Genomic DNA, 4,158 nt, shown 5'->3' on the forward strand with positions numbered 1-4,158 from the left:
AAACGGCGTATTCGCACCTGGTACCGAAAACCGATTATTCGGACTCGATGCCGGCGTGGTTGTCGCTGACCACCGACCAGGTGCTGGTAACGCTGTCGTGCCCGAGCGAAATCAACGGCGTGACCGTCGACAAGCTGGCCTTGCGTTCGCCGACCGTGGGCGACGTGCGGGCGGCCAACCGCGAAGTGGGTGGCGATGATGAGCAGCGCGAGCTGGTGTTGTTTGCTGCGTTGTCCGGTGCGCCTGTCGCGGATCTGGAGGGGCTGAAGCTGGTGGATTTTAACCGCTTGCAGGCCGGTTATTTTCGCATGGACAACGACGACGGGCTTTAACCCCAGCGTGATCAAGTCGGCGGCGAAACGTCTGGCGGCGGAAACCGGATTTTCCGCCGCCGAGATCCAGTCGATGCCGTTCGCGGACATGGTGTGGTGGCTCACGGATTGAGCCGCCATCGGTAGTGCTGGGCACATGGGGGCCATGACATGGCAAACAAACTCGCCCTCGGGCTAGTGATTGGCGGCGCCGTCAGTTCCACGGTCGGCGCCGCGTTCAAGGACGTGACCGGGCGCATCAAGCGCCTCGAGGCAGAAGGCAACAAAGCGCGGGTGCTGCAGCGCACGATTGGCGACACCATCCGCCTGCGCGAAGAATGGAAAAAGGCTCACGACACCGGCGCTGCCGGCGCGTCCAAATTACTCAACCGTTTGAACTCGAACCTCGACAGCCTGAAAAAGCAGGGGATAGAGGTCGGCCGGCTGGAAAAAGCCTATCGCTCGATGGGGCAGACGGCCAACAAAGCCGAGCTGAAAGCCAAGGGTCATCAGCAGATTGATTCTGGCGTAAAGGGCATGAAGGGTGCCGTCGGTGCAGCGGTGGTCGGTGTCGGTGCGATGGCGGTACCGACCAAGGTCAGCGCTGATTTTGGCGCGATTGTGCGAGATATCGCGATCAAGGCCGGTATTGCCAACAAGCCGCAAGAGCAGGAGATGTCGCGCAAGATCATCGACACATCACGCGACACCGGCATGGCGCGCAACGATGTGGCCGACGTGGTCAATCAGTTGGTCGGCGCCGGTATGGACCTGAGCAAGGCGCTGGAGTACGCGCCTGTCGCGGCCAAGTTTGTCGTGGGGCAGGGATCCAGCGGCGTCGACACGGCGAAAATGATCAACGCCCTGGGGCAGAACGCCAAGATCACCGACCCCAAGCAGATGCAGCAGGCGCTGGAGGCGATTGCCTACCAAGGGCAGGCGGGCAGCTTTGAAGCGGCCGACATGGCCAAGTGGTTTCCGGAGCTGTTGGCCAACATGGCCAGCAACGGCATCACTGGCCTGGATGCGGTGACGCAATTGGGCGCCATGTTGCAGGTCCAGATGAAGCAGGCCGGCAGTTCGGACGAAGCGGCCAACAACCTGAAAAACTGGATGGGCAAAATCGGTTCGACCGATACGGTCAAGGCTTACGAAAAAGCCAGCATCGATTACAAGGGATCGATGCAGACCGGTTTGCAAAACGGCCTGTCGACGCTTGAGACCAGTATGGCGCTGGCTCAGAAGTACATTCAGGCGACCGATCCCAAGCGTGCGGCGGCCATGGCCGAAGCCACGTCAAAAATCAGCAAGGAAGCCAATCCAGAAAAAGCCAAGGCCATGATGGCCTCGCTGGAAGAATCCCTGCGCACCGGTGACCTGTTCGCCGATATGCAGGTCAAGGCCGCACTGTCGGCTTACATGCAGAACAAGGCGCTGTACAGCCAGCTCAAAAACGATTCGCGTGAAGCGACCGGGATCCTCGACAAAAACCTCGCCGAGCGGCGCGAGTCGTCATCGCAGAAATGGGCGGAAATGGCCCAGTCGATGGATGACGCCATGCGCAGCATCGGCGATGCCTTGCGGCCGGTGACGGACACCGTGGCCGAGTCGTTGACCAAGGTTACTAAAGGTATTACGTCGCTGACTGATAGCGCGCCCGGGGTAGTTGCCGGTATCGCCACGGTCGGGGCGGGGCTGATCGCCTTAAAAGGTATCTTCAGCACGATCAAAATCAGCAAGGGGCTGCTAAACCTTGCGCGTGGGTCGCGCGGTGGCAGGAGTGTGAGCGAAGCCCGCAATGAAAAGCCCGGAGAACTTGATCTGGTAGCGACTGGCCTGGATGTTGTTTCGCGGGTGAAGGAAGCGGCAACGGGCGGCGGCCTTGGCACTGAAACTGGCGCAGGTAACGACGGCGTCCAAAAAGTTTTCGTCGTCAATGCCAACGCCATGGGCGGCGCTGGCGGCGCGGATATTCAAGGCGAGTCTCGCCGGCGTGGTCGCGGCTCGCGGCGCAGTGCTTCGCGGCGGCGGCCGCTGCCTCGCCCTGGGGCGGCGCGTTCACCGCTGCCGCGTCCGTCTGCTCCCGTACCACGGCCGGTCACTCCACCGGTACCGGCTGTTCCGGCGGGCACGATGGCCAAGCTTGGCGGGGTTGTGCAGGCCGTTGGTAAGGTCGGCAAAGTCGCCAAGATGATTCCAGGCGGTACGCTGCTGGAGTCCGGGGCCATGGCCTATGAGACGTTTGAAAACGCCAAGACCAAGGACCAAAAAGCCGAGGGCTACGGTGCGGCCGCTGGCAACCTGGCCGGCACCATGGCCGGCGCCGCAGCCGGAGCTGCCATTGGTTCGGTGGTGCCGATCATCGGCACCGCCATCGGCGGCTTGATCGGTGCTTATCTGGGCAGTCAGGGCGGTGCGGCGCTGGGCGGATCTTTGGGTAAATCGCTGTTCGGCGGAGAGGATGAAAAACCCGAACAAACGGCAAAGGCACCGGTGCCGACTACGCCGCTCATGCTGACGTCAGCGGCGCAGCAAGGTCCGGTGCTGGGGGATGTCGCGCGCTCGATGGCGGTGACGGCGCCGCTCAAGTCGGCGGCGCTGGCTATCCAACCCAAGGAGCCAGAAAAACCGGTGCCGGCCAAAGTAGACCAGCAGTTTCAGTACTCGCTGAGTATGCCGGTCACGGTGCAGGGTGACGTCAAGGACCCGCAAACCTTGGCGCAGGATCTGATGCCGCACATGCAGCGAATGATGGCGGACGCGGCGAAGAGTAACGCCGCCAAGCTGTACGACGAACCCCATGTGTAAGGAGGCCTCATGGCTTATATGGAGAGCATGCAATCGAGCCTGAAGTATCTGGTCGAGGCAGCTGAAACCGGGCGGCGCAGTGCTGACGGCATGCTGACCCCGGTCAATGGCGCGATCCGCGAACTGACCGGCGCCGCGTCCGAACTGGAGAACATCCCGTTTGTTGGTCCGGCCATCGGCGCCAAACTTCAGCGAGTGATGCGCGGCGTCGACGCGGCTCAGGCCAAGGTCGGTCAGGTGGTAGCGGTTTACGGCCGCGCCACCCGCGCGGCGGCTGAAGTGCAGGAGCGGCTTGGCACATTGAAGGAGCAGGCGGGCAAGGCGGCCACGGCGATCAACAACGTCGCCGGCAAGGTCAGTCCGTCGCTGGCCAACATCGTGCCCACCAGTTCCTTTGCCGGTGAGGCCACGCCGGCGCCGGAGGCGGTAAAGCCGTTCCCGCACCTGATGATCATCCAGCCGCGTGATCCGAAAATTGAGCCGTATTACTTCAATCTGGATACGGCAGCCTTTGATGAGCTGAGCCGTTCGACTGAATTCCGCTGGGCTTCGCAGGAGCGACTGACGCGCCGGCCGGCGAAGCAGGCCATCGGCATGGGCGATGAAAAGTTGACGCTCAAGGGCACGATCTACCCGGGCTTCAAAGGTGGATTGAAGCAGCTCGACACCCTGCGTTCCATCGGGGCCAGGCTACAGCCGCTGACCCTGACCACGGGTTATGGCGAAGTGATCGGAACGTGGTGCCTGAAAAACATCAACGAAGAACAGTCCGCGCTGCTGCACGGCGGGATCGCTCGAAAACAGGGTTTCACTTTGGAGTTTGAGCGCTATGGCGACGACATGCAGGACGTCTGATGGCGACATGCTCGATGTCATTTGCAACAACGTTTACGGCCATCTGAATGGCAGCGTCGAGGCTGTGCTCGATGCCAATCAGGGCCTGGCGGATGAGCCTCAGCCTTTCCGGTCCGGCGTGATTATCGTCCTGCCGGATCTGCCGAGTCCGACCAGTGAGGGCGTCAGCTTGTGGGATTGACCC

4 protein-coding genes are annotated in these 4,158 nt (G+C 61.9%); all 4 read left to right on the top strand.

The genetic code is table 11. The annotated features are described in order from the left end of the window. Positions 1-332 (top strand): phage tail assembly protein (locus tag D6877_RS24335; RefSeq protein WP_347233434.1); only part of this gene is annotated, 332 nt, incomplete at its 5' end. Between the two features lie 150 nt (positions 333-482). After that, positions 483-3,119 (top strand): phage tail tape measure protein, encoded by a 2,637-nt coding sequence (locus D6877_RS24340; protein WP_130912350.1) that lies wholly within the window; start codon positions 483-485, stop codon positions 3,117-3,119. A gap of 9 nt (positions 3,120-3,128) precedes the next feature. Further along, positions 3,129-3,974 (top strand): phage tail protein, encoded by an 846-nt coding sequence (locus tag D6877_RS24345; protein WP_130912351.1) that lies wholly within the window; start codon positions 3,129-3,131, stop codon positions 3,972-3,974. After that, positions 3,949-4,155 carry a tail protein X gene (locus D6877_RS24350; RefSeq protein WP_064596196.1) on the top strand — a complete coding sequence of 69 codons (207 nt, stop codon included), beginning with the start codon at positions 3,949-3,951 and terminating at the stop codon, positions 4,153-4,155. The genes D6877_RS24345 and D6877_RS24350 overlap by 26 nt, the downstream gene beginning before the upstream one ends. The last annotated feature ends 3 nt before the right edge of the window (positions 4,156-4,158 follow it).

Origin of the sequence: Pseudomonas sp. Sample_9 (assembly GCF_004307535.1) — a bacterium.
GTDB classification, from domain to species: Bacteria; Pseudomonadota; Gammaproteobacteria; order Pseudomonadales; family Pseudomonadaceae; genus Aquipseudomonas; species Aquipseudomonas mercuritolerans.